20 protein-coding genes, 1 tRNA gene, 1 other RNA gene and 1 pseudogene are annotated in these 19,040 nt (G+C 56.0%); 13 read left to right on the forward strand and 10 right to left on the reverse strand.

Annotated elements, in window-relative coordinates; translation table 11 throughout:
* The first annotated feature begins 298 nt into the window (after positions 1 to 298).
* The 5 genes from ppsA (at position 299) to METAL_RS08155 (ending at position 5,849) form a co-directional block, all read left to right on the forward strand.
* Positions 299 to 2,710 carry a phosphoenolpyruvate synthase gene (gene ppsA / locus METAL_RS08130; RefSeq protein ID WP_005371291.1) on the forward strand — a complete coding sequence of 804 codons (2,412 nt, stop codon included), beginning with the start codon at positions 299 to 301 and terminating at the stop codon, positions 2,708 to 2,710.
* Positions 2,711 to 3,647: 937 nt separating this feature from the next.
* Positions 3,648 to 3,941: a hypothetical protein gene (locus METAL_RS08140; protein WP_005371292.1), complete on the forward strand. Its 294-nt coding sequence runs from the start codon at positions 3,648 to 3,650 to the stop codon at positions 3,939 to 3,941.
* A gap of 250 nt (positions 3,942 to 4,191) precedes the next feature.
* Positions 4,192 to 5,013, forward strand: coding sequence for a hypothetical protein (locus METAL_RS08145; RefSeq protein ID WP_005371294.1), 822 nt, complete (start codon positions 4,192 to 4,194; stop codon positions 5,011 to 5,013).
* A gap of 1 nt (position 5,014) precedes the next feature.
* A complete protein-coding gene (locus tag METAL_RS08150; RefSeq protein ID WP_005371296.1) occupies positions 5,015 to 5,518 on the forward strand; it encodes a siphovirus Gp157 family protein in 504 nt (167 codons plus the stop codon).
* A 115-nt stretch (positions 5,519 to 5,633) separates the two neighbouring features.
* Positions 5,634 to 5,849, forward strand: a complete 216-nt coding sequence (locus METAL_RS08155) for a helix-turn-helix domain-containing protein (RefSeq protein ID WP_005371298.1) — start codon at positions 5,634 to 5,636, stop codon at positions 5,847 to 5,849.
* Positions 5,850 to 5,875: 26 nt separating this feature from the next.
* On the opposite strand, the gene METAL_RS08160 is transcribed toward METAL_RS08155, so the two are convergent.
* Complete coding sequence (locus METAL_RS08160; protein WP_005371300.1) at positions 5,876 to 6,922, reverse strand: GGDEF domain-containing protein; 1,047 nt, start codon at positions 6,920 to 6,922, stop codon at positions 5,876 to 5,878.
* Positions 6,923 to 7,499: 577 nt separating this feature from the next.
* On the opposite strand from METAL_RS08160, the pseudogene METAL_RS08165 reads away from it, so the two are divergent.
* Both METAL_RS08165 and METAL_RS20645 read left to right on the forward strand, forming a co-directional pair.
* A pseudogene (locus tag METAL_RS08165) lies at positions 7,500 to 8,371 on the forward strand (ISAs1 family transposase).
* Positions 8,368 to 8,688, forward strand: coding sequence for a hypothetical protein (locus METAL_RS20645; protein WP_213069480.1), 321 nt, complete (start codon positions 8,368 to 8,370; stop codon positions 8,686 to 8,688). The pseudogene METAL_RS08165 and the gene METAL_RS20645 overlap by 4 nt, the downstream one beginning before the upstream one ends.
* Here the strand turns inward: METAL_RS20645 and METAL_RS08175 are convergent.
* The 6 genes from METAL_RS08175 to ssrA all read right to left on the reverse strand — a co-directional run bounded on the left by METAL_RS08175 (position 8,679) and on the right by ssrA (position 11,216).
* Entirely contained in the window at positions 8,679 to 9,656 is a 978-nt protein-coding gene (locus METAL_RS08175) for a hypothetical protein (protein ID WP_005371303.1), read from the reverse strand. The two genes, METAL_RS20645 and METAL_RS08175, sit on opposite strands and share 10 nt — an antisense overlap.
* 36 nt (positions 9,657 to 9,692) lie before the next feature.
* Positions 9,693 to 9,974 carry a tyrosine-type recombinase/integrase gene (locus METAL_RS19900; protein WP_051040361.1) on the reverse strand — a complete coding sequence of 94 codons (282 nt, stop codon included), beginning with the start codon at positions 9,972 to 9,974 and terminating at the stop codon, positions 9,693 to 9,695.
* Positions 9,968 to 10,309 carry a tyrosine-type recombinase/integrase gene (locus METAL_RS19905; RefSeq protein WP_051040362.1) on the reverse strand — a complete coding sequence of 114 codons (342 nt, stop codon included), beginning with the start codon at positions 10,307 to 10,309 and terminating at the stop codon, positions 9,968 to 9,970. Before METAL_RS19905 ends, METAL_RS19900 begins: the two co-directional genes overlap by 7 nt.
* Positions 10,284 to 10,583: a phage integrase central domain-containing protein gene (locus tag METAL_RS22115; RefSeq protein ID WP_425357667.1), complete on the reverse strand. Its 300-nt coding sequence runs from the start codon at positions 10,581 to 10,583 to the stop codon at positions 10,284 to 10,286. Before METAL_RS22115 ends, METAL_RS19905 begins: the two co-directional genes overlap by 26 nt.
* Positions 10,534 to 10,674, reverse strand: coding sequence for a hypothetical protein (locus METAL_RS20650; RefSeq protein WP_213069481.1), 141 nt, complete (start codon positions 10,672 to 10,674; stop codon positions 10,534 to 10,536). The genes METAL_RS22115 and METAL_RS20650 overlap by 50 nt, the downstream gene beginning before the upstream one ends.
* Positions 10,675 to 10,823: 149 nt before the next feature.
* Positions 10,824 to 11,216: a transfer-messenger RNA gene (ssrA, locus tag METAL_RS20655) on the reverse strand.
* A gap of 322 nt (positions 11,217 to 11,538) precedes the next feature.
* Here ssrA and METAL_RS08185 point away from each other — a divergent pair.
* Positions 11,539 to 11,615: transfer RNA gene (locus METAL_RS08185), tRNA-Asp, on the forward strand.
* 59 nt (positions 11,616 to 11,674) lie between these two features.
* Here METAL_RS08185 and METAL_RS08190 read toward each other — a convergent pair.
* Positions 11,675 to 12,178: a SixA phosphatase family protein gene (locus tag METAL_RS08190; RefSeq protein ID WP_005371305.1), complete on the reverse strand. Its 504-nt coding sequence runs from the start codon at positions 12,176 to 12,178 to the stop codon at positions 11,675 to 11,677.
* 181 nt (positions 12,179 to 12,359) lie between these two features.
* On the opposite strand from METAL_RS08190, the gene METAL_RS08195 reads away from it, so the two are divergent.
* Both METAL_RS08195 and METAL_RS08200 read left to right on the forward strand, forming a co-directional pair.
* Positions 12,360 to 13,880, forward strand: coding sequence for a CYTH and CHAD domain-containing protein (locus tag METAL_RS08195; protein ID WP_005371307.1), 1,521 nt, complete (start codon positions 12,360 to 12,362; stop codon positions 13,878 to 13,880).
* A gap of 275 nt (positions 13,881 to 14,155) precedes the next feature.
* A complete protein-coding gene (locus METAL_RS08200) occupies positions 14,156 to 15,574 on the forward strand; it encodes a high affinity choline transporter 1 (RefSeq protein ID WP_005371309.1) in 1,419 nt (472 codons plus the stop codon).
* Between the two features lie 66 nt (positions 15,575 to 15,640).
* On the opposite strand, the gene METAL_RS20660 is transcribed toward METAL_RS08200, so the two are convergent.
* Positions 15,641 to 15,763 carry a hypothetical protein gene (locus tag METAL_RS20660; protein ID WP_342633135.1) on the reverse strand — a complete coding sequence of 41 codons (123 nt, stop codon included), beginning with the start codon at positions 15,761 to 15,763 and terminating at the stop codon, positions 15,641 to 15,643.
* Between the two features lie 130 nt (positions 15,764 to 15,893).
* On the opposite strand from METAL_RS20660, the gene tnpA reads away from it, so the two are divergent.
* The 3 genes from tnpA to tnpC all read left to right on the forward strand — a co-directional run bounded on the left by tnpA (position 15,894) and on the right by tnpC (position 18,192).
* On the forward strand, positions 15,894 to 16,187 hold the full coding sequence (tnpA, locus tag METAL_RS20665; RefSeq protein WP_005371078.1) for an IS66 family insertion sequence element accessory protein TnpA: 294 nt from the start codon (positions 15,894 to 15,896) through the stop codon (positions 16,185 to 16,187).
* Positions 16,175 to 16,525 carry an IS66 family insertion sequence element accessory protein TnpB gene (tnpB, locus tag METAL_RS08205; RefSeq protein WP_005371080.1) on the forward strand — a complete coding sequence of 117 codons (351 nt, stop codon included), beginning with the start codon at positions 16,175 to 16,177 and terminating at the stop codon, positions 16,523 to 16,525. The genes tnpA and tnpB overlap by 13 nt, the downstream gene beginning before the upstream one ends.
* 74 nt (positions 16,526 to 16,599) lie before the next feature.
* On the forward strand, positions 16,600 to 18,192 hold the full coding sequence (tnpC, locus tag METAL_RS08210; RefSeq protein WP_005371083.1) for an IS66 family transposase: 1,593 nt from the start codon (positions 16,600 to 16,602) through the stop codon (positions 18,190 to 18,192).
* Here tnpC and METAL_RS08215 read toward each other — a convergent pair.
* Positions 18,189 to 19,001 carry a histone deacetylase family protein gene (locus METAL_RS08215; RefSeq protein ID WP_005371312.1) on the reverse strand — a complete coding sequence of 271 codons (813 nt, stop codon included), beginning with the start codon at positions 18,999 to 19,001 and terminating at the stop codon, positions 18,189 to 18,191. The genes tnpC and METAL_RS08215 overlap by 4 nt on opposite strands.
* Positions 19,002 to 19,040 lie beyond the last annotated feature (39 nt).

Here is a 19,040-nt window from a genome sequence, read left to right on the forward strand (position 1 = left end):
TCGGCTGAATTCCATAAGAAACATGGAATAAGCTTTTTATTTGGATTGGCGAAGCCGGCTTTGCGGCTCTCTCTTTTCATGCGAAGGCTCAAGCAGGCCTTCTTGAAGGTCTTGCAACGGAACCTCGCGCCTATTCTCGACTAAGACCGCCGCAATTGGCAACCGCTTTACCCAAGCGGCCCTCAAATATACAGGGGCGGCCGGAGATAAATTCGTTCTGGCTGCCGGAAACGATTGCTACTAGACTACAATGGGTTTTCGCGGTGGTCTGCCGCACCTGGAATACAAGGAGACGAGAATGCCTGAAAAGATGCAATATATCCGCTGGTTCAATGAATTATCGATCGAAGACGTACCTTTGGTCGGCGGCAAGAACGCCTCGCTCGGCGAAATGTACCGCGAACTGACGCTGAAAGGGATCAAGATTCCGAACGGATTCGCGGTGACCGCGGACGCTTACCGCTACCTGCTCGATCAGGCCAATGCCTGGCAGGCGCTGCATGAAGCGCTGGACGATCTCGATCCGGATAATGTCGCCGATCTGGCCCGACGCGCCCGGACGGCGAGGGAAGTCATCTACGGCGCGCCGTTTCCGGCCGATCTCGCGCGCGAGATTCTCGATGCGTATGCGCAGCTGAAAAAGGAATACGGCGACGAGCTGAGCGTTGCGGTGCGCAGCTCGGCTACCGCGGAAGACTTGCCGACCGCCAGTTTCGCCGGCCAACAGGACACTTATTTGAATATCAGCGGCAATCTGGCGCTGCTCGATGCCTGCAAGCGCTGCATGGCCAGCCTGTTCACCGACCGGGCTATCCATTACCGGGTCGATCACGGTTTCGACCATTTCCAACTGGCGCTGTCGGTCGGGGTGATGAAAATGGTTCGTTCGGATCTTGCGGCCAGCGGCGTGATGTTCTCGCTCGATACCGAATCGGGCTTCAAGGACGTGGTGTTCATCACCGGCGCTTACGGGCTCGGCGAAAACGTGGTGCAGGGCGCGGTCGATCCGGACGAGTTTTACGTGCACAAGCCGACTTACGGGCAGGGCTACCGCAGCGTGCTTCGGCGCTCGCTGGGCGCCAAAAAGATCAAGATGATCTACAGCGAAGGCCGCACGCGCGAACCGACCCGCAACATCGCGACCAGCGAGCAGGAGCGCGCCCGCTTCTGCATCGGCGACGAGGATGCGCTGACCCTGGCCGGCTATGCGATCGAGATCGAAAAGTATTACAGCGCCAAGGCCGGCAGGCACAGGCCGATGGACATCGAATGGGCGAAGGACGGCATCGACGGCCAGCTCTACATCGTGCAGGCGCGCCCGGAGACGGTCGCGTCGCTGAAACAGGGCGCGACGCTCGATCAGTTCGTGCTGAAAGGCTCCGCGACGCCCGTGGTCACCGGCCGCGCGGTCGGCGGCCGGATCGCCCAGGGCAATGCGCGGGTGATCGACAATGTCGAGCAATTGTCCCGGTTCAAGGCCGGCGAAGTGCTGGTCGCGGACATCACGACTCCGGACTGGGAGCCGGTGATGAAGATCGCGTCCGCGATCGTGACCAACCGCGGCGGCCGCACCTGCCATGCGGCGATCGTGGCCCGCGAGCTCGGGGTGCCGGCCGTGGTCGGCTGCGAAAACGCGACCGAAGTGCTGAAGACCGACGGGCCGGTGACCGTGTCCTGCGCGGAAGGCGATGTCGGCAAGGTCTATCCGGGCCTGATCGATTTCGAAAAAATCACCACCGACCTGTCCGGCCTGGAACACCCGAAAACCCACATCATGCTGAACGTCGGCAATCCCGAAGCGGCGTTCAAGCACAGCTTCCTGCCGAACGACGGCGTCGGTCTGGCCCGGATGGAGTTCATCATTACCGAATCGATCAAGGCGCATCCGATGGCGCTGATCCATCCGGAAAAGGTGCGGGACGCGGCCGAGAAAGCGCAACTGGAAGCGCTGACGCAGCAGTACGAAAGCGGCCGGGATTTCTTCATCCAGCGCCTGGCCGAAGGAGTGGGCACGATCGCGGCGGCGTTCTATCCGAAACCGGTGGTGGTCCGGATGTCCGATTTCAAGACCAACGAATATGCGACCCTGCTCGGCGGACGCGGGTTCGAGTTCGACGAGGCGAATCCGATGATCGGCTTCCGCGGCGCTTCGCGCTACGTGCATCCGGCCTATGCCGAAGGCTTCGCGCTCGAATGCGCGGCGATGAAATATGTGCGCGAGACGATGGGGCTGACCAACCTGATTCTGATGATTCCGTTCTGCCGGCGCGTGGACGAGGCAGAACGGGTGCTCGACTCCATGGCGAAACTGGGCCTGAAGCGGGGCGAGAATGGGCTGCAGGTGTACGTGATGTGCGAGATTCCGAACAACGTGATCCTGATCGACGAATTCGCCAAGCATTTCGACGGCTTCTCGATCGGCTCGAACGACCTGACCCAGTTAACCTTGGGCGTCGACCGCGATTCCGAAATCGTGGCCAACGATTTCGACGAACGCGATCCGGGCGTGAAGCAGATGATCCGCCTCGCGGTCGAAGGCGCGCGCCGCAACGGGCGCCATTGCGGACTGTGCGGCCAGGCGCCGTCCGACTATCCCGAAATGGCCGAGTTTTTGGTCGAAATCGGGATCGATTCGATGAGCCTGAATCCGGATACGGTGCTGCAGACGACGCCGCGGATTCTGGAGACCGAGAAGCGGTTGGGGCGGTAGCCGCCGTGCCTCGCGCTCTCCGCTGGGGCGCGAGGACCGGAGCGCACGGGCTGCGCTCCCACATCGAGCGCTCGCCGTTATACCTTCGGATAGCCGGTTCCAATCAACGACCGGCAGGCGTTCAAAGCCCTGAGCGGGGCGGGGTTGATAACCCCGCCCCTACGTTTGAAGACCTCCCGCCCACATAAAATCATCGTCTGTGTTCGCGCGATTCCAAACGTTACGGACGGGATAAATATCCCGTTCGGCACCTCCGTCACCTGTCTCTTGCTCCGCGAAACCATCCTGTGGCGTTGCCCCAGGTATCGGAGTAGGGCGGTTTCGCGAAGCAAACCGCCTCTCCCCTAAGCAAGGTTGCATATCGAATCAGGTATAAGGCAAAGCAAGGTAGGAGGGGTAGAGCGCAGCGAAACCCATCAATACGAAGTACGATATAGCTCTCCATGATGGGTTTCGGCGGTCGTCTCTACCCCTCCTACAGACTGCAGACTGGCGATATCTCCTTTGAAAAAGGGGCAGGGGGATTTGCTCTGCAAAGAGTTGATAGAGCAACGCCGATGCAACGCTTAATTCGCATTTGGGTTTTGCAGGACGGGTGCATGAAGATGAGCGCAGAGTGTGGGCACGATGATCTTTCATTCAAGAGAAGAGATCATCGATTCCGGCATGCCGTGAGGGCGGCCCAATCCGTTCCCTCCTCATCCTGTCGAAAATAGCTATATGAAAAAAATAGTGTTTTGGTATAAAATATGAATATATTCATACATTCTCCTCCCGTTTGCGCTTGGGAGTTCGTTGGTTGGACGAAAGGGAAGGAGAGCAACTTTTCCGGTTCTGCCAGGTCTGACATGATCAATTGACAGGATGAAAAGCGTCCTGAAATATGAATATATTCATACTCCGGAGTTTGACCCCTCTTTTTCGGAGATTTTTATTTTTGACCAATCTTGAAAAAAAACAGCGGTGTGCGGTGAGCGTGGTCCGTACCGCGTTGGATAGCCAAGGCATCCACGGGCGGGACGTCTGCGCGAGCCGCGCGCCTTCGACGGAGTGGGGCGAAAACTTTGCCGTTTTCGTCTCGGCCCCGCCCGGTGCGGATATCGAGCCTTATTACGAAACCGGCAAAACCCTCACGGAAGCTGTCCGAAAAGTACTCGCCACCGTGAAAGGCCGTCAAAAGAAAAACGGTCTTAAAGTAACCGATGAAAGTCCCGAAGCGGCGCCGTTTTGAAGCTGTTTCAGCTTCGGGTCTCGATTTCTCATTCTTCCTAATTTTGTTTATCAGGAGGGCATTCATCATCATGACGACTCAAACAGAAAAATTTCAGCGAGCCGGTCCGGCACGATAAACCCGGTCAACGCCCGATGCAGCCGATCGGCAACAACCGTTCTTCCTCCGGAAGAACACCGAAGAATACGGCGGGAAAAGGCATCCGCCCGATTTCGCCGTTTCTCAATCGTATATGAAGAGTGTTTTTGTTATGCAATCTATATCGCAAGCAGTGGTTCCGGCCACTATTGAAAAACAGCCGGAAAACGAACCGCCGGTGATCGCCGCCAATCCGCTCGACCTGCCGGCCGATATGTTCAAGGAAGGGCTGGACCGGCGCAAGCAGAACCGCGCCGCGCTGATGGTCTGGGTGCGGGACGCCTTGATCGACGGTCTGGATTTCGGAAGCATTCACGTCGCGAACAGGCGCTGTTCGGCCGGCAAGGACTGCCGGAATCCGGATCATTTCAGCAAGCCGAGCCTGTTCAAGGCCGGCGCGGAAAAAATCTGCGGCATGCTGGGTCTGACGGTGCGCTATCCGACGCTGCCCGCCTATGAAAAGGCGGCGTTGAACGGCCCGCAGCTGAGCCAGATCATTATCCGCTGCGAGATTGTCGACGGTTCCGGTCGCGTCGTCGCCGACGGGGTAGGGGCCCGGATCGTTGCGCAGGATAACGGCGACATCAACAAATCGCTGAAAATGGCCGAGAAGTCCGCGCATATCGACGCCACGCTGAGGATGGCCGGCCTGTCGGAGGTCTTCACCCAGGATCTTGAAGACATGATGCAGTTGCGCGAAGCGGAAAGCATCCGGGAAGCGGAAACCACCGTGCTGAACAACGGCTTCGAGGGGATCACCAAGGAACAACTCAAGCAGTTGGAGGTGAGGATAAGAGAACTCGGCCTCGACCGGAAACGGGTCAAAGCTTGGATGGCCAACGCGTCGCATCAGCGTTTCAGAACCTTTCTGGATTTGAACCAGGAGTTTTACCACCGGCTTTACAGTAAGCTCGATCAGTTCGCAGGAGTGTAAGGTGCCCAATTTAACGCTGTACCAGTTGAGCGCCCACTATGTGCAGGCCCTCGATGCCTTGACCGACCCGGATGCTGAGCTGCCGGCGGAAGCGATCAGCGACACGCTGGAAGCGCTGGCTGGCGAACTGGAGGAAAAGGCCGTCAATGTGGCCAAATTTTTGCGCAACATGGAAACCACCGCCGAAGCGATCAAAGTCGCCGAGGCGAATATGGCAAAGCGCCGGAAAACGTTGGAAAACCGGGTGCAATGGCTGAAGGGCTACCTGAAAAGCAACATGGAGCACAGCGGCATGACCGAAATCGAATGCCCTTATTTCAGGGTGACGATCCGGAGCAATCCGCCTGCGGTCGAGATTTTGGACGAAGACTCGGTGCCGGCCGAATTCAAGGAGCCGGTCGTCAATTGGAAGGTCGATAAAACCGCGATCAGGAAAGCGCTGCAGGCGGGGCAGAGCGTCGCCGGCGCCAGCCTGAGCCAGGGCGCGCGCCTCGTCATCAAATAAACCCGCCGGTACAGACTAAGGGCCGTTTTGACGGCCCTTTTTTTTGCGACTTTTTTAGACGGATTATGAATATGTTCATATAATGCCGAGCTTATTCTTGAGGAGGGATGACCTGATGCGAATCGGCGACATATTAAAAAATAAACGGCTCAGCCTCGGGCTGACCCAGCAGGAGCTCGAGAACCGGTCCGGCGTTACCCAGTCGATGATCAGCAAGCTCGAACAGGGCCAGGCCGAAAACATTTCGATCGACGCGTTGCGCAGGCTTGCGAGAGCGCTTAGCTGCCTCACGGTCGATCTGCTTCCGGAAAAGGACAAGATCAAAAAATAGTTGCGCTTTTGCCTGCCGCTTTCGGGTTAAGGTTCTTCCTGCACGGCGATTCTGTTGCGGCCGGAGGCCTTGGCGCGGTACAGGGCGGCATCGGCCCGGTCGATCAGGCTTTCGGAGGTATCGCCGGACTGCCGGACGGCAATGCCCGAGGAGACCGTGACCTTGCCCAAGGCATCGAGACTGCCGTTATGCTTTAGCCGGCTCGTCTCCATCACGCTGCGGATCTGCTCGGTGATCGTCAGCGCTTCGTTCAAAGAGGTTCCGGGCATGATGATGGCCAGCTCCTCGCCTCCATAGCGGGCGGCGTGATGATGCGCGGCCACGTATTTCTGCAATAAGGTCGAGAAATAGCGCAGCACCTTATCGCCGACCAAATGGCCGTGGGTGTCGTTGATCCGTTTGAAATGATCCAGATCCAGCAACACCAGGCAGCCTTTCTGCGCCGCCGGGTTGGCGACGAAGGCTTTCAACGCCTGGTCGAAGGCCCGGCGGTTCAACAGACCGGTCAGGGCATCGATCTTGGCGATCTCCCGCACTTGGGCCAGTTCGTCGCGCAACTGCGCCATTTCCTTATGGGTTTCGTCGAGCCGGGTTTTCAGTACCTCGCTGGTTTTTGCCAATTGCTTGGTTTCCTGGATGATTTCGGACAGAATGGTTTGCAGCCCCACTTGCTGCGCGGCGGCCGCCAGGGTTTGGGATCGCTCGGCCAAGTGATCGCCGGCCGCCGCCGCCCGTTCGCTGGTCAGGCTGACGGCCTGGGCGGCTTGATCGACGAGCCGCTGCAGCTGCGCATTGATCTTTTCGAACGATTCCACCGAGGCATGGCAAATGTAAGTCTTATAGAGCTTCAGGCTGGTAGCGGCGTCAAAGGGCGCTTTGGCGCGGACCAGCGCATCGAGCTCCTGCATCAACTGCGCATTGCGCCCGGCCACGTATTCATACCAGATCGCATAATTGATCGGATCGGGCGGGATATTGTGCTTGACCATCAACGGCACGCACCGGCGCAGGTATTCCTTGTGTTGTTCCAGCGGGGCATCGTAGGAGGGTAAAAAAGAAACGGTCGCGATCATAAAAAAGGGCGAATTTTACTGGACGGAATCTCGGGGGCGGGATAAGTCATGTTAGATCGGGCCTCGCTTGCATCAACGGGCAGTTTTTCAGTTGCCTGAAGACAGCAGGCGGCAAGAAGGCGTTTTCGTGGGGACAATCCGGTTTTTTCCTTAGTCAATTTTTCCTATACCCCTGCTTTTCCCGCTATGTTTACGCCGGAGACTATCTCTATAATGACCGGGTAATGGCAATTGTGAATTCATATGCATTAGTTTAAACGAAATCCTTTGTAATATCAGTTGCCTATGCTCAATCTTCAAATAAGACGCCACTTCCGCGGCAAGTTTCCGGTTTGTAGAAAGACCGCTATCTGCTGCCGGAATTCTGGACAACTACAATTTAAAGGAAATCGCGAGATTAAGCTCAAGTTGAATTGTAACAAAATGTAACCTCTTCAAGGTATTATGGCGTTTTTTATAATAAAAATTTAGAAGATTCAATATCTTATCAGGGCAATTGCGCTATCCCCCCCCCTTGACAGGGCCAAGCCTATAAAATAGGCCATTTGCAGAGAAAACAAGGATGTTACCCAATCCAATGCCGTATTTCGAGGACCTCAAAGATCCATGCCGCGAGACGAAAAATAAGTTGCACAAACTGAGCGATATTTTAAGGATCGTGTTATGCGCCGTACTGAATGGCATAGAAGACTGGGTGGGCATGGAAGCATTCGCCGAGGAGAAAAAGGCGTGGCTGTGTGAGTTTCTGGAGTTGCCAAACGGCATCCCGTCGCACGACACCTTAAGCGATGTGTTGGGGCGGATTGATCCACAAGCCTTTCAGGAAGCCTTTTTAAGCTGGGTTCATGCGGCGTTGCCGAGTCTGTCGGGCGAACACCTCTGCCTGGATGGCAAGACGTTGCGCGGCAGTCGCATCGGCGACAAGGCCGTGCATTTGCTGAGTGCGTATGCAGCCAAAGCGCGCTGGGCGTTGACGCAAAAGGCTGTCGGCGAGAAACCCAACGAGATTACGGCGATTCCCGATCTGTTTCGATGCTGGACATGACCGGTGCGCTGGTCTCGATTGACGCGATGGGCTGTCAGAAGCGCATCGCCACTACTATTGATGCCCAAGCTGATTACCTGCTGGCATTGAAGGACAATCACAAGGATTTGTGCGGCGACGTCAGGCTTTGGCTCGATACCAAAGCGACGGCCGGACATCTGCCTATGCATGAAACCGTGGATAAAGACCATGGGCGCATTGAAATTCGCCGCTGCCATTTAAGTGCGCAGATCGACTGGCTCGAACAGAAGTCGGAATGGAAAAGCTTATTGGATGTGCAGTTCAGGGAAGACGGCAACCGGGCCCGAAAAGATCATTCGTCGGAAAACCTGGCGTTAATCCGGCGTACGGCTTTAAACCTGCTAAATAACCACGGACCGAGCAAAGACAGCCTGCGCCGATGAAAACTGCGAGCTTGTTTGAGCGACCGGTATCGCGCCGAACTGATCTTCGGGAAAAAAGCGACATAGCGCGATTGCCCTGGCTGAAAGGTGGCTTTCTTCCTGATTTTATGGCGCTTATGCTGAAAACGGATTATTTCCTCGCCTTGGTCGCATTTAACCGGGTGGGAGGTGTAAAGCAGCGGATGTATTACGCCAATCTGGCCGAGATCAGACTTCCCGAAATACCTGAAAATGTTCAGCGGGATTTTGCGCGCCGGCTATTGGAGATTCTCGCGAACATAAATGCGGCTAATGGCAAATATCAGGGCTATTTCTGAACCGAAGAAAAAGGAAGCCCGCTTACTTGATGCAAAATATCTTGAAACTGCCCGTAGGATTTAACGCCTTGGCTTCTGCATTGGATCATGCAAAAGCGGACGGCTTCCTTCAAATGCGGATGGTTTCTGATCCAATTCTCATGTTCGGTGTACGCTGGGGATTGTGTTTCCAATAAAGCCCGGTAGGCTTCCAAGCCTCCGGGAAAACGCGGGGCCAGTTTTTCACAAACCGTTTTCGTATAGAACTGAGCCAAGCCTTCAACAAGGGGCAAATCGGCATCGGCAAAATCAGCCTTCTTCCACGTTGCGCCGTCAATGTCTTTGCCCATGTGGGTATAAGCATGAGCTAACTCGTGCGCGAGGGTCACCAAGCAAAGTCCTTCAACGGAAATGTTATAAAGCTGGGCGTAAATGCCGATCGCTGCCCAATAGATTTCAATCCGAGGAGAATTGAAAAAATAAGCGCCCAGAATGTCCTGATTGAGCATTCTAAGCTCATCCTTTATAGCAAATTTTTGGAGTTGGCCGACAATGCCCTCGAACCATGAGCCTATTCTTTCAAGTTCGGTTTTCGAGAAATCACAAGGCAATAGTTGCCGAAGTTTTTCAAACTGGTCATCCGCAATTTTGAGTCCGTTGGAAACATGGGTGAATGCTTGTTCGTTTAACAGCAATTCGGCAATGTTGTCATATTTTTTAAGCGCATCGGCCAAAGGAATCGGCAAGCCGTCGCATACTTTAATGGGAATTTGAGTGGTTTCACTGCCCGTTGTGAGCCGCAAGGCGGTTTCATTGCGCAAATGATCTCTGACGACTAAGTTCCACTGCGTAATGGTTCGCGTTACCTTGGCCTGCAAATCGGGTTGGTAAAAATCTAGTAGTTCTGTCCAATGGCGAGCCGATTTAGATTCCTTATCCGCCTTATCATCATAGCCGTAGTAATAATTTCCCCAAGTATTGGTAAACATCGGTTCAGTTCCTTATAAAATTTTTGTTTTTATGCGCTATGTTGGTTGTCTGAGCGGTATCGCTTGCGCGCCATTTTTCAATCCGTCCAGATAGTCGGCCCACCATTGTGTCATTGCCGTGCGCTCTTCCATATATTCGGCATGGTTGTATGCGGCTTCGGTTTTATTGGTGATGGCATGCGCCATTTGTGGCTCGGTTACGTCGCGACTGAATTTGCCTTTGCCGGCCTCTCTCAAGTTGGTGGAAGCGATTCCAAGGAATCCGTGTGAGGTCATTTCTTCCTTGCTGTAACCCATGCGGTACAAGGCGCCTAGCATGGTTCAGAGGCCATGTGCCGCTCGCCTTTGCTACTCGGTGTCGTTCTCAAGCCGGTGAATATAAAGCGTCCCGATCCGGTTAAAGGATAGAGGTCTTGCAGGATAGCGACCGCCTGCCTCGAAAAGGGGACAAGATGAACGCGGTCAGGGTCTTGCTTGAGGGCGGCGCGTTGTTTCTTGGCGTGTGCCGGGATTGTCCACATTGCTTGTTCCAGGTCGATGTCCTTCCATTCAGCCTTTGTCAGCGCTCCAGGCCGGACAAATACCAACGGCAACAGTTTAAGCGCCGTTCTCACAAGATGATTGCCTTTATAATCGGTGATGCCGTTGAGCAAATTCGATATGTTGCCCTGATCTTTTAGACGTGTAAAATTCTTTTGCCAGTGGAACTGGCTTCAAGACCGATCTAATGGCGGTTGCCGGGTTGTTTTCGCAACGCTGTGTTCCGGTAGCAAAGGCGAATACCGCCGCGTATGTGTGATCGGTGCGGTGGGCTGTCTCGATGGCTCCGCGTGATTCAATGCGCCGGATGGTTTCCAGTAGCCCGGTAATCGAATCGTCACCATGACGAACGGTTGGGTTCAGCCACGAAATACAAACCGCCGCCATCTATCGCTTTCTCGACGTTGCCTTCCTTCTTCGCTCTGGCCGCCATGCTCTTAACGGTATGCGGAGATAACTTGTTGAGAGGTTTTGCCATGTTGGTTCCCATTTGCTGGCAAATCCGTTACCAGCAACTATTGCTGGTAGTCAATGGTTTTCATTGCACTTCGTTGGACATAAAAAAACCCGCTGAGCCTTTAAACTCGCGGGTTTTTGGGTTTCATTGAACTTCAATGAATTTTGAATTGGTGGAGGCGGCGGGAATTGAACCCGCGTCCGCAAGTACTCCGCCGTAAGGTCTACATGCTTATCCCGCGCTTTTGATTTAGCTGCCAGCTACCCGTCGGGCCAAGAAAACTGTCAGCGATTCCGTTAGGTTTTAGCGCCGCCACCCCGGACAAATTTTGGCGCGATCTTATGTGAATGACCTCTGAGCGTTCCGCTTGTCCCGAAGGACATTAAGAACTCTGCCCGCATAAGCACAGACAGTCAAAGGAATGGTGGCTGTTTTTAGGCAGCCAAAGCCATTGAGTAGTTTTCGTCGTTTGCGAATACTTTTTTTCTGTAGGTTTTACGAGGTGTACAGTCCTCGGCATGCACTTAAGGTTTCGCTACCCACGTCGAAGCCAAGTCGCCCCCTTAACTGTTTCGTATCTTGAGATAGGAATATTTTAAAAAAATTCAATTTTCGAAAAAATTTTTCCGACTCGGCGACTTACGCCAAACGGCACCGGGAAAATTGAAAATATTTAAGATGGTCATTATAGCCCATCAGTGGGAATATCCCTACAGGATTCTTCATTTCAGGGGCGGGGCGCCGGCCTGCCGAAATGCGATTCCCTTGTAGGGTACGCCATGCGTACCCCCTTTTTGCCTGATGGTACGCATAGCGTACCCTACAAAGTTGGCAACAGTGCTTGACGAATTTCAGAAATCCTGTAAAATGCCCGCCTTCTAACGCGGAGCGGTAGTTCAGTCGGTTAGAATACCGGCCTGTCACGCCGGGGGTCGCGGGTTCGAGTCCCGTCCGCTCCGCCATCTGTCTTCTTCATAGGGAGAGCTTTTTGCTCCCCTCTCCTTTTTCTTCAGTCGTTTTTCTATTCCTGCAAAGATTTCGGATAGAGAATTTCGATCAGTCTGGCGCAGCCGGCTTCCAGTTCGCTCCAGTCATCCGGCATTTCAAGCCGGGCCAAAGCTGCCGTGGGCATCAGTTTCTCGACCTCGGGCAGGCCGTCTTCGCCGACCAGTTCGACCAGCAGTTCTTCCAGGTCCGGGTTATGTCCGACCAGCACTACGCATTGGGCCGATTCGAGACATCCGGCGAGTACGTTTTTGATTTCTTCCAGGCCGGAAAAATAAAGCCGCGGCTCCTGCGTCGGCGGCTCGGGCCGTTTCAGCGCGTCGCAGACCAGTTGGGCGGTATTCAGCGCGCGCCGGGCAGGCGATGTAATGATCAAATCCGGATATAGCCCGCGCTCCTGCAACCACTCGCCAAGACGCTGCGCCGCACGTCTGCCGCGCGGTTTCAACGGGCGGTCGAAGTCGGAACCCACCGCATCGCGGTCCGATTTGCCATGGCGCAACAACCATAATTCTCTCATCGTTTTTTACCCTTCAAAATAAATGGGTTTTTTGCAATCTTGACGGACTTCGGCGGTCAAAATTAACAACCCCGCCGGCTGTGCTTGTGTATGGCGGCCGACGTCATTAAACTGTCATATAAGAATGGCAGTATAAAGGATTTATGCCTTTTATCTCAAAATCTGCTTCCGGAACGACGGGATGATGGACTTACGATTCGAATTGCCTGCGGGTCTGGGCGTTGATAAGCTGATCGCGTCTCTGGATAAGTTTGCCGACGTGCAACTGGTTTTGCAGGAGTATTGCCTCCGCACCTATTACGACAGTTTCGACTGGCGCCTTTATCAAAACGAAATTTTGTGTGAATTCAACCGGTCCCGGACGGCTTCGAACCTGGTATTGAAAAATCTGCAGAACGGCCGGATTTTTGCGACCCTGGAAACGCAGGAGATCCCTCACCGGGCCAATCTTCTTAAAGCGGGCAAGGTGCGCACTACGCTGGAAACCTATCTGGAACCGCGCGCACTGCTGCCTCTCTGTTCGCTGGAGTACGAAGCCTATCATTTGTTGCTGCGCAATGAAGAAAAGCGCATCATCCTGCGCCTGTTGCTTGAAGATTACGAACTTTTGAACAGCCAACTGACGCTTCAGCCGGTCAAAGGTTTCCTGAAAACCGCGGAACATATCGCCGCGACCCTGACCGAAGCGCTCGGCATGCAGCCGCTCGCCCGGTCGCCGTTGGACCTTGCGCTCGCGCTCGAAGGCCGCAAGCCGAACGATTATTCGTCCAAGCTCAAAATCGATCTCGATTCCTCGATGCGCGCCGATCTGGCCGTCAAATTCATCTTCGGCGCTTTATTGAAAACGATGAAGTTGAACGAACAGGGCGTGATTGCCGACCTGGATTCCGAGTTTCTGCACGATTTTCGGGTCGCGGTGCGGCGAACCCGTACCGGCCTCGGTCAGCTCAAGGATGTGCTGACGGCCGATGTAACAAGCTATTTCGCGGATTTTTTCTCCTGGTTGGGCCAGGTTACCGGCCCGACGCGCGATCTCGACGTTTACTTGGCGAAATTCGAGCGCTACATGCTTCATCTGCCTGCCGATTCGCATGCGGATATCGAGCCGTTTCTGGAACTGCTGCAGGAAAAGCGAACGCAAAATCAACGGGATCTGGCTGAAAAATTGAGTTCGGCCAAATACCGCAAGACACTGACGGAATGGGAGCACTGCCTGAAAAGCCGGTCGTATCCGGAATCCACCGCTGTACACTGCCCGGACATCAAAACGCTGGCTGATCGCCGTATCTGGAAGATCTATCGTCGCATAGTCAAGGAGGGCCGGGCGATTACGCCGCATTCGCCGGCGGAAAATCTACACGAATTGCGCAAGACCTGTAAGAAATTGCGTTACCTGATCGAGTTTTTTCAAAGCCTGTATCCCAGGCAACAGGTTAGAAAGCTGATCAAGCAGCTTAAAGGATTGCAGGACGTGCTTGGCGATTTTCAGGATCTCGACGTGCAGATCGATTATATCGATCGCTGCTGCAAGGATAACAAAGGCGAGTTGCCGCCCGCCACGCTGAGAGCCCTGGACGAGTTGGTTCACCAGTTGACCATCCAAAAAGCGCGGGTGCGCAAACATTATCAGCCGGCATTCGATGCGTTTGTGCAGGCGAAAAATCACGCGGTCTTCAAAGCACTGTTCGCGGGGCAGCAGTAGGTTTTTCATGTTGAGTCGGCTTTTGCCGGCTTAACCTACGGCTCCCTTGTAGGGCGGATTCGCCGCCAGGCAATCCGCCTCGCTTCGCTTTGAGGGCTAGGCGTTTTGCTGTCGCGAAAACGCCCTACAGCTCTCAACCCGTCATTCATCCCGATCATAGGCTCCGCAGGTTGGATTGCGCATTTTACGCAATCCGTACGAACTTCGAATCTCTCCTGACTTCCCGCTTTCCTGGGATACAATGAGCCGTTTTTGACTTCGCTCGTATCCGTGGCATGAATACCGTACTTGTCGGCATCGTCGTTTACATCCTGCTGCAACTGCTGGTCGGCGTTTATTGTTCGCGAAAAATCACCAGCGAAAGCGATTATCTATTGGCCGGGCGCAGTCTCGGCGTCGGCATGGGCAGCCTGAGCGTGTTCGCGACCTGGTTCGGCGCGGAGACCTGCATCGGCGCGGCGGGTTCGGTCTACGAAAACGGTCTGTCGGGCGCAACGGTCGATCCGTTCGGCTACACCCTTTGTTTGGTTCTAATGGGCCTGGTGTTTGCGGCGCATTTGTGGCGGCGCAATCTGACCACGCTGGCCGATCTGTTCGTGCAGCGTTATTCGGCCGGAATCCAGAGCTTTGCCGTGCTCCTGATCGCCCCGACCTCGATCATGTGGGCGGCGGCGCAGGTTCGCGCGTTTGGGCAGGTGCTGTCTTCGGCGTCCGGGCTCGAAGTCGACATCGCGATTGCGGTCGCGGCAGCGGTCGTGATCGTTTATACGATGTACGGCGGTTTGCTGGCCGACGTGGTGACCGATGCGGTGCAGGGCATCGCGCTGATCATTGGCTTGCTGCTGTTGCTGGTGATCGTGCTGGAGGCGGGCGGGGGCCTCGACGTGTCGATCGCGCGTCTGGATGCGGAACGGTTGGGATTTTTCGGAACGTCGGAAAAATCGGGTCTCGAAACGCTGGAACAGTGGGCGATCCCGATCTGCGGCTCGGTGCTTTCTCAGGAGCTGGTCGCACGAGTGCTGGCCAGCCGCTCTCCCGAAGTGGCGCGCCGCGCCTGCGTGTACGGCGGCCTGCTTTATCTGGCGGTCGGCCTGATTCCGGTCACGATCGGGCTGCTTGGTATGCAGCTCCTGCCCGGGTTGAACGAACCGGAGCAGATTTTGCCGACGCTGGCGCAAAAATATCTGCATTCTTTTTTCTACGTCGTTTTCGCCGGCGCGCTGATTTCGGCGATTTTGTCGACCGTCGACAGCGCCTTGCTGGCGGCCTCGGCGCTGTTGTCGCACAATCTGGTCGTGCCGCTGGTCAAGGTTCGGGACGATGCGGCGAAAGTCAAAATCGCCCGGATGATCGTGCTGGCGAGCGGAATCGTCGCCTTTGCGTTGGCGTTGAATGCCGGCCGGGTCTACACGCTGGTCGAAGAGGCCTCCGCTTTCGGCAGCGCGGGTATTTTTACGGTGGTGATCTTCGGGCTCTTCACTTCCTTCGGCGGCGCGTTCAGTGCCGGCGTGACGCTGGCTGTGGGTATGCTGACCTGGATTGTCGGGCATCATGTTCTGGATCTGGCGACGCCTTATCTGGTTTCGCTGTCGGCCGCCTTGGCGAGCTATGTTCTGGTGGCAACATGGGAAAGCATGCGCAGGAAAGATGTAAAATTGGGCCTTATCGCGGCCTGGCTGCGTGAGGAACATTGATGGAGAAGACCTGCCAGGTTTTCAAAACCTGGCAGGTCTGTGAGGGTGGGAAAGTCGCTTTGGTGTTCAAGCCTGCAGCAACACTCCCACATGCGCCGCCACGCTGCGCGCCAGGGCTTCCAGGTGGTAGCCGCCTTCCAGAACCGATATCAGCCGGCCGTTGCAGAATTCCTTGGCGACGGTGATCAATTCTTCCGTAATCCAGCGGTAGTCGTCCTCGACCAGCTCGATGTCCGCGAGCGGGGTAAGCGTCTAGCCGTCCCATCTGTTCAAGCAATACCGGACAGTTCATCCTTATTATTTTTGGTGAGGATGAATCATGGCATTATCGAAACGATGGCTCGATCATATCGAAGCCTGGCAAAGCAGTGGTTTAAAGCAGTCTGTTTATTGCCGGCAACACAGCCTTAACAGTCGTACCTTTGCCGCACGGCTATCGGATTACCGCAAGGGTCGAGGCGCCTCACCCTTGGCCTTAATCCCGGTCCGCGTTGAAAACGCCGCCCCCTCCATCGAGCGTCTGGTGTTGCAGTGTCGCCAAGGCCATCGCCTGGAATTGCCGGCTTCAACACCGGCGAGTTGGGTAGCGGAACTGTTACGATGCCTGGCTTGATCGCGAGTCCGGCGCAGATCTGGGTGGCGGTGGCGCCGGTTGACATGCGGCGCGGCCTGGATGGCTTAACCGCGATCGTCCAGCACAGCCTGGGGCATTCGCCGGGTGCCGGGTCGGCCTTCATCTTCCGCAACCGGGCCGGCAACCGCTTGCGTCTGTTGCTGTGGGACGGCAATGGCGTGTGGCTGTGCCAGCGCCGTTTGCATCGCGGCAGTTTTGTTTGGCCCAAGGCCTCTGATCCGGTCTTTGCGCTCAGTCCGGCCCAGTGGCAGTGGTTGGCCGCCGGTGTCGATTGGCAACGTCTCTCGGCAGAGCCATCAGCAGCATGGCGGGTGTAAAGTGCGGCTTTAAAAGCTGCTGCAACCCAGCAAAATCAAGGCATTCAGGGGGTTTCTGCGGTATAATGACAGCCATGAACCCCCTCGCCAAACTCGATCAGTTGCACTTGGAACCTTCGGCTAAAACCGAAGTGGCGGCGCTGCTTCAAGCGCTGATTGAACAGGCTGAGCGGGATGCCAAAGCCATTCAGAGCAAAGACATTAAAATCGCCGCGCTGACGCACGAGTTGGCCTATTACAAACGCATTCGTTTCAGCCCCAAGAGCGAAGCCTTGGCCCCCTTGCAGCGGGATGTGTTCGAGGAAACCTGGAACACGGATATTTCGGCGATTGAAGCCGAAGTTGAGCAACTGCAAGATGCCAGCCTTTGTGCAACGGTGGTTCGCCCCAAACGCCTGCGCGCCGGCCGGCAACCGTTACCGTCTCACTTGCCCCGCATCGAACACCGGCACGAACCGGAATCCTGCACTTGCGGGCACTGCGGCCGGGAGTTGGTCAAGATCGGCGAAGATGTGACCGAGCAACTGGATGTCGAGCCGGCCAAGTTCTTCGTCCATCGCCATATCCGTCCGCAGTACGCCTGCCGGAGCTGCGAGACCGTCACGGCGGCGCCGATTCCGCCGGCGGTGATCGATGGCGGTCTGGCCGCGGTTGGCTTGTTGAGCTGGGTGATGATCAGCAAATTCCAGGATCATTTGCCGCTCTACCGCTTGGAACAAATCGCCGCCCGCGACGGCGTGACCTTATCCCGTTCCACCCTGGCCGACTGGGTCGGACGTCTCGGCGTCGCCTTGCAGCCTTTGTCCGACCGTTTGGCCTGGCAGCTGTTGCAACGCGATAGTTTACATGCGGATGAGACGCCGGTCCCCCAGCTGGATCCCGGCAACGGCAAAACGAAAAAGGCCTATTTGTGGGCCTACCGCAGCAACGACCTGCAGCCGGGCCCCAAGATCCTCGTCTTCGACTATCAAGCCGGCCGCAGCGGCCGGCATGCCGGGCAGTTTCTAGGCGATTGGCAAGGCCACCTCGTGGTCGACGACTATGCCGGCTATAAAGCCCTGTTTGCGGCGGCCCGTGCGCATCCCGAGGATCAACGCCTGATCGAACCGTGCATCGAACTGGCGTGTTGGGCGCATGCGCGCCGGAAGTTCTTCGACCTGTTACAGGCCAGTCAGAGCCCGATCGCCCAAGAAGCCTTGAACCGGATCGCGGTGCTCTATGCGATCGAAGCCGAAGGTCGTGACCTAACGCCCGCTGAGCGTCAAGCCTTGCGCGCCCAGAAAAGCCTGCCGGCACTGGCCGATCTACACGACTGGCTGCAACGCACCCGCATTCAAACCGCGCCCAACAGCGCCACGGCCAAAGCGATTGATTACAGCTTGAAACGTTGGATCGCTCTCAGCCGTTATGCCGAAACCGGTGATCTGCCGATTGATAACAACCCGATTGAAAACAGTATCCGACCGATCGCTTTGGGTAAAAAGAACTGGCTCTTTGCAGGATCAGAACGTGCCGGAAAACGAGCGGCCGTGATCCAAACGCTGCTCGGCACTGCCAAGCTCAACGGCCTCGATCCTTCGGCCTGGCTAAAAGATACCCTCGAAAAACTGCCTACCTGGCCTAACAGTCGTATCGACGAATTACTGCCTCTCCGCTCAATAGACTAAACCAGAGTGCCGACAGACTGGCTATGTGGTACGGCTGCTCGCTTACCGAGCGGGTCGTCGCAGTGCGCGTCGAAACCGGCCGAAACCAGCAGCAGTTCGGGTTTGAAACGGCGTAGTGCGGGCAGGGCGATCGTTTCGACCTTATGGCGATATTCGGCGCCGTCCGTGCCGGCCGCGAGCGGAATGTTGACGATATTGCCGACGCCGGTTTCGTTTGGATAACCGGTGCCCGGATATAAAGGCATTTCGTGAGTGGAAACGTACAGCACCTCGGCTTGCCGTTCGAAGGCAGCCTGGGTGCCGTTGCCGTGATGCACGTCGAAGTCGACGATCGCGATGCGCCGGATCGAAGGGTGTTTCCGCGCATGTTCGGCGGCGATCGCGACATTGTTGAACAGGCAAAAACCCATCGCCCGGTCCGGTTCGGCATGATGGCCGGGTGGGCGCACCGCGCAAAAAGCGTTGTCGGCCTTGCCGCCGGCCACTTGGTCGACCGCATCGCAGACCGCGCCGACTGCGCGCAAGGCAGCGTTCGCGCTGCCGTGCGAAAGATAGGTGTCCGGGTCGAGGTAGTGGTGGCTGCCTTCCGGGATGGGGTGTAAAACCCGGTCGATATGTGCCTGGGTATGGATCAGCCGGATTTGATCGTATTGCGCGGGTCCGAGCGGCGGCGATTTTCTGACCAGTTTGGCGAATTCGGGCGCCTGTAAGGCTTTTTCGATGCGGCGCAGCCGATCCGGCGATTCGGGGTGCTCAAAGGGCGGGGTGTGTCTTAGAAAGTCGCCGTGCGTGTAATAAAGCGTCATCATAAGGAGATAAAACCGAAGTGGATGGCCATGCGCCGCCGC

This window comes from Methylomicrobium album BG8, from assembly GCF_000214275.2.
Taxonomy (GTDB): Bacteria; Pseudomonadota; Gammaproteobacteria; order Methylococcales; family Methylomonadaceae; genus Methylomicrobium; species Methylomicrobium agile.